Origin of the sequence: Rhodoblastus acidophilus, assembly GCF_009720655.1 — a bacterium.
Lineage (GTDB): Bacteria > Pseudomonadota > Alphaproteobacteria > Rhizobiales > Beijerinckiaceae > Rhodoblastus > Rhodoblastus acidophilus_A.
Genome location: NZ_WNKS01000040.1, coordinates 1 through 5,832, shown reverse-complemented (window position 1 = coordinate 5,832; position 5,832 = coordinate 1). Strand labels below are relative to the sequence as shown.

Sequence of the window (5,832 nt, the reverse complement as noted above, 5' to 3'; positions counted from 1 at the left end):
GCCTTGCCAAACTGCGAGGTGGCCGTCGGCGCTGACGGTCTGAAAATGGGTGACCGGTCGAGCCGCACCGCTAACGGTCCATCCGCCTTGCGGCGTTTGTGGGAACCTCCAAACGTCCGGGTTTCCTGTTGAATCAGACAAGCCGCGGTTCGGGAATCTCAAGCCGAGTCAGCCATTCCGGGACTTGGTATATTGCGACAAGGACAATTATCCTCGATCACGCCCGCGAAATGCAGGTGGCGAGTTTGTGACACTTACATTTGATCGTTGCGGAAGCTATGGGGAAGCCCACTGTAGCCGTGACATTAATCGTAAAGTGCGGATTGTTTCGGAGCGCCAGGCTAGAAGGAGAGATCTGCGATGAAGACGGGCATCGTTAATTTTGATTCTTTCATGCCGAAATTCTGGGACCGGACGCTGGGTGAGCGCGCATTCCGATACGATGCTTTCATTAGCCACAACCGAGGTGACAAGTACTCTGCGAGCCTTGTACAACGTCTCGTTGAGAGCAACGCCAGCGTTTGGTATGACAACAATGCGGATATCCGGGATAAGAAGATTCAAGCAGCCGTCAGCAACGCGCTGAGCAACTCGCGATTCGTGCTGGTTTGTATCGACGCGGACTTTCGTGACTCGCCGTGGTGTCAGGCCGAATACCTGCCAGCTCTTGAGACCGAAAAGAATTCCGACGCAGCAAGGGTCATCGTCGCGCGCATGACGCCAGATGCGCCTATCCCAAATGTCCTCCAGGCGACGACGCGCATCGAATGCAACGAACATGGTCAATTCAAGAATTTACTCGACGCGGTGACCGCAGGAAACCGCGTTCAGTCCTTGCGCGCTCTGCTTATAGACGGGCCGTGTTCGGCGTCGTCTACGCATTTTACACCGGCGGAAGCTGGTCGAGTTGCTGAGCGCGGACCGTTTGCCGGAGGAACGAGCAGGAATTGTGGACGCCCGCACATTCCGAATCAGCCCGGCATCACCACGGTGGACGTCGATGCGCGATACCAGGATTGTTTGAATGAAGATGCGACCTCAACGAAGCACAGCGAGGTACTCAAGTATCTGTGGGAGGTTGCCGTTGCCGACCCAAAAGAAAGACACCCGCAGGCTTTGATGGCTGTGCGGCAGCGGCTCATGGAAAAATTGGATTCCGCCGAATTAAGTGAGACGCAACGATGCTTTGCTTTGACCGCAGCGTTGTTTGTTTGCGAAATGCCCGATTCTGGTGATAGGGCGGACGGGTTGAGGATGTTGCTTCACCTCTGTGAAGCTGACGAAGCTCGGCATATGAGACTGCGGACCCTCATGACATTAGCTAGCGAGCCTGATGATAGTATTATCAGTTTATGCTTCTGCTGGCTGGAGCGTGTCTGGCCTCGGCTAACCGCCGAGGAGCGTGCTTATGGCGACCTTCTGGCACTTCGCGATCCGGTCTATTTAAGGCTTTACTATCCTCTGAGTCCATTTATCAAAGACCTGTCGTCGGCAGTTCGTGTGAAGATTTTCGCTGGCGGTCTGGAAATGAGCAGTCTTCCTCTTGGCGAAAGTATGTTCATCTTTGAACAACAAGTTGATTACATTCTGGAAAACTTTATCTCGGTTGCGAGATCCTCAGGCTTTGATGGGTTGCGAGGGATCATGGGGATCAGCGACCTCGAGGTCGTTTTGCGAGACCTCGACGCAATGGTCTTTGATCGCACCGGCCAACCTCGGGCTGGCGTCGATGTAGTAGCAGAACGGTATGCTAGGCTGCTGGGTCGTATTGTGCTTACAGCTAGTACCAACAAGGGGTATCCGTTGTTTTTGATGAACGACTGGGTTTTCGATTTTGTCCTCGTCCCTTTGCTTTGGTGTTCCACCATCGCCGGTAACGATGTGGACGCGAAAGAATTCTATCTAACAGCCTGCGATGTAATGAGCAGCAGCAAAAGGAAAGAGGAGGTCCCTGGATACAAACGGACGCTTGCCACCTTCAAGGACTTCAAAAGCAAACGGGACTTTCGCATCGAGACCACGTAGTGGTGTCGCCCCACGTGAAAAAAATCGCCACTTCCAAGTCGGATGCGGCAAATCTGCATGTCCAGTTCGATGAGGGCGTGGCGAAACGAAACTATGAACGAGTCACAGAAACAGACATGCTCGGCCTAACCGAACGTCACTGCGTGCCACATCCCGACTCAACCAAGCCTCGACCTTCGAGAAGCCTAACATCGGCTCGGCATAACGGGCCGCAGTTTCCGAACTATCAAGAAGGCTAACGGCGGAATATGGCGAAGCAATCGTGGCTGTCGGTGGTTGCTGGTCCTCGCATCCACCCTCGTGGTGTCGAGAGAAGCGGAACCCGCGGCTTGGTCCGCGCCATCACCGAAATTACCCATTTCGGTGCCGTCGAGGGGAAACGAACTGGCGCGTGAGGAAGGGGCCTTTCGACGCAAAATCATTCTCGTCTTATTTCAATGATATACCGGTTCGTGTCTTTATTCGACGTGGGGCACCAAATCAGCATCCACAATCGTCCGAAACCGTCCATAACTGTCTGAGAAACCCAAGGAAAATGCGGGTTTCCTGCCTTCTTGCTGTCCGCAACCGTCCTAGGCGGCGTGCTGGTATCCACGAAAATTGCTGGTACATTTGCTGGTACGTCGCGGATGCCAGCAAGGCGATGCCAGCAAAACAGCGCGGGTGATACCAGCAATGCCGCTCACCGAATTGGAAATCAGGAACGCCAAGCCGAAAGAAAAGCCCTACAAGCTGATGGATAGCGGCTGGCTTTTTTTGCTGATCGCACCCGGCGGCTCGAAGCTTTGGCGCTTCGGCTATCGGTTTGCCAGCAAGCAAAAAGTCATGGCGTTGGGCGCCTATCCTGAAACCGGCCTGAAGGACGCGCGGGCGAAGCGCGACGAAGCCAAGGCGGCGCTCGCCGACGGCATCGACCCCGGCGAGCAACGGAAGCGTGACAAGGCGAGGGCGGCGCTGTCGAAGGGAAACACCTTCAACGTTGTTGCGGACGAATTGCTTGCGAAGAAGCGCCGCAACGGCAAGGCGGCGACGACACTGGACAAAAACGAGTGGGCACTCACCTTTGCCCGCCCAACGCTGGGCGATAGGCCGATAGCCGAAATTGATGCGGCTGAAGTTCTGAACGTGCTGCGGCAGGTCGAAGCGCGCGGCAAGCATGACACGGCGGTTCGGTTGCGCGCCCTGATCGGGCAGGTTTTTCGCTATGCCATCGCGACGGCGCGCGCGGAGAACGATCCGACATTCGCGCTCCGGGGCGCGCTCACCACGCCAAAAACGAAGCATCGGCCCGCGATCATCGATCCGGCGGAGCTTGGGGCTTTCCTGCGGACGCTGGACGGCTTCACTGGCCAGCCGGAAACCCTTGCCGCGCTGCGGCTCCTGCCATTGGTCTTCACGCGCCCCGGCGAACTGCGGATGGCGGAATGGGCGGAATTTGATCTGGAAAAAGGCGGTTTGGACGATACCCGCAAACCGAACGAAGATGCGGCGAGAGCATCAGGTTCCGTTGTCGCGGCAGGCGCTCGCCATCCTGTCCGGGTTGCACGCACTCACGGGGGCGCGGCGCTTGGTTTTTCCCGGCCTTCGTTCTCCCGAAAATCCGATTTCCGAAAACACACTGAACGCGGCGCTGCGGCGGTTAGGCTATTCGCATGACGAACTGACGGCGCGCGGCTTCCGCGCGACGGCTTCAACCCTGCTTAACGAATCGGGCAAGTTTTCAGCCGATGCGATTGAACGCGCCTTGGCGCATCAAGACCCCGATCCCGTCCGCCGGGCCTATGCGCGCGGCGCGTTCTGGAAAGAGCGCGTGGACATGGCCCAATGGTGGGCGGATTATCTGGACCGGCTCAAGGCGGGCGGCGAAGTCGTTCCGCTGAAACGAAAGGCGGAATGAAGATGGCCGCAACAATCCACCAATTCAGCCGCGCGGCGATCATGCGTCGCGCTTGGCAACTTGCCCGCCAGCGGCGCGAGGATTCCGCCCGCCGAACCTTCGACCTTGGCGCGAGCATTGTCGGCGCTCGCGTGATTCACGCCAAGATGTCAATAAGCGTGGAATCTGGACCCCAGTTTGCATGCAATGGGCCCCCCTTGGTTCATACAGCTGCTCAACGACAGCGCGCGCCCGGGCGGAGCTGGCCGGGGTTGCGCAGCCCGGGCGCGCGCGGCGGCGTGAGGCCTGCGGTTGAAGTCAGGACCGGTTCTTGAAGCGCCAGCTCTCGTTGCCGGTTTCGACGATGTCGTAATGATGCGTCAGGCGGTCGAGCAGCGCGGTCGTCATCTTGGCGTCGCCGCCAAAAACGCTTGGCCATTCGCCAAAAGCGAGATTGGTCGTCACGATGATCGAAGTGCGCTCATAGAGGCGGCTGATCAGGTGGAACAGCAACTGCCCTCCGGCCTGGGCGAAGGGCAGATAGCCGAGTTCGTCGAGCACGACGAAGTCCATCCGGCACAGATAGTCGGCCATGCGGCCCTGCCGGCCGGCGCGGGTTTCCGCCTCAAGTCGGTTGACGAGATCGACCGTGTTGAAGAAGCGTCCGCGCAGTTTGGCGCGGAGGCAGCTGCGGGCGATGGCGATAGCCAGATGCGTCTTGCCCGTGCCGGTTCCGCCGATCAGGACGATGTTGCGCTGCTCGGCGACAAAGCCGCCGCGCGCCAGGTCGCGCACCAAAACCTCATTGACGGCGCCGCCGGCAAAATCAAAATCGTCGAGGTCCTTGGCCAGCGGTAGTTTGGCGATCGTCAGCTGATATTTGATGGAGCGCGCCTGCTTCTCGGCGATCTCGGCTGCCAGCAGATCGCCGACGACCTGCGGAGGCTCATGCTGGCGCTTGATCGCCTTGGACATGACGTCGTCGTAGGCGGCGCGCATGCCGAACAGCTTGAGTTCGCTCATGAAGTCGAAGATTTGCGTGCGTTCCATCAGTGCAGCCTCCTCAATCGATCGTAGCGGGCGCAATCGGCTTCCGGCGGGCGCTGGAGCTTGAGCGCGTCGGGCGTGGCGATGGTGAGCGGCGGCGGCGGATCGCGGCGGCGCGCCAGAATGTTGAGAATGACGTCGGCGGAATGGACGTTGTCGGCGAGCGCCTCGGCGCAGGCGGATTCGACCGCCGCCAAGCCGTCGTCGAGCGCGGCCGCGAGGATCTTCACCATCTGCCGGTCGCCGTCGTCGGAGCCGGCGAGCTTTTTGCGGATCTGTTCGATCGCTCCCGGCAGCAGCCAATCCTTTAACGGCGCGCCGTTGCGCAGCGCGCCCGGCTTTTTCGCCAGCACCGGAACGTAACGCCAGGGATCGTAGGCTGTCTCGCCGCGGCCGAAGCGGCGCTGATGTTCGCCGACAATCATGCCGTCCTGGAGGATGATGACGCGGTCGGCGTAGGCCTGGAGTTCGACAGAACGGCCGACCGCGCTGGCGCGCACGGAATATTTGTTGTTGTCGAAGCGCACCAGGCAGGTTTACGACACGGGGCATTGAGTGGCGTGGAAACCATCGAAGCGGCCCCGCGCCTGGACAAGCTTGGGCCGCTCATCCTCGGAAACCTCGAAGATCGTCTTGTCGACGATCTCGGGATGCTTGTGCGCCTTGGCGTAGGCGACGCATTTGTCGAGCAGCCAGGCGTTCAACTCGTCCAGGTTCTTGAACCTCAGGCGCGGCGTGAAGAACCGCTCGCGCACCAGGCCAACCTGGTTTTCGACCTGGCCTTTCTCCCAGCCCGAGGCCGGCGTGCAGGCGACGGGATCGACGAGATAATGCGAGCACATTTGCAGGAACCGCCTGTTGTACTTGCGTTCCTTGCCGACGAA

The 5,832-nt window shown here is 59.2% G+C and carries 3 protein-coding genes and 3 pseudogenes; 4 read left to right on the top strand and 2 right to left on the bottom strand.

The window, feature by feature from the left end; translation table 11 throughout:
- Positions 1-360: 360 nt before the first annotated feature.
- The 4 genes and pseudogenes from GJ654_RS20550 to GJ654_RS21635 all read left to right on the top strand — a co-directional run bounded on the left by GJ654_RS20550 (position 361) and on the right by GJ654_RS21635 (position 3,922).
- On the top strand, positions 361-2,025 hold the full coding sequence (locus GJ654_RS20550) for a toll/interleukin-1 receptor domain-containing protein (RefSeq protein ID WP_155448048.1): 1,665 nt from the start codon (positions 361-363) through the stop codon (positions 2,023-2,025).
- A 675-nt stretch (positions 2,026-2,700) separates the two neighbouring features.
- Positions 2,701-3,225, top strand: a pseudogene (locus tag GJ654_RS21740) (tyrosine-type recombinase/integrase); the annotation flags it as partial.
- Between the two features lie 4 nt (positions 3,226-3,229).
- Positions 3,230-3,754 (top strand): annotated as a pseudogene (locus GJ654_RS21640) (tyrosine-type recombinase/integrase); the annotation flags it as partial.
- A gap of 15 nt (positions 3,755-3,769) precedes the next feature.
- Positions 3,770-3,922 (top strand): hypothetical protein, encoded by a 153-nt coding sequence (locus GJ654_RS21635; protein ID WP_319802141.1) that lies wholly within the window; start codon positions 3,770-3,772, stop codon positions 3,920-3,922.
- A gap of 297 nt (positions 3,923-4,219) precedes the next feature.
- Here the strand turns inward: GJ654_RS21635 and istB are convergent, their stop codons facing one another.
- Positions 4,220-4,951 carry an IS21-like element helper ATPase IstB gene (gene istB / locus GJ654_RS20540; RefSeq protein ID WP_155448047.1) on the bottom strand — a complete coding sequence of 244 codons (732 nt, stop codon included), beginning with the start codon at positions 4,949-4,951 and terminating at the stop codon, positions 4,220-4,222.
- Positions 4,848-5,832: pseudogene (locus GJ654_RS20535) on the bottom strand (Mu transposase domain-containing protein); the annotation flags it as partial. The pseudogene GJ654_RS20535 and the gene istB, both read right to left, overlap by 104 nt.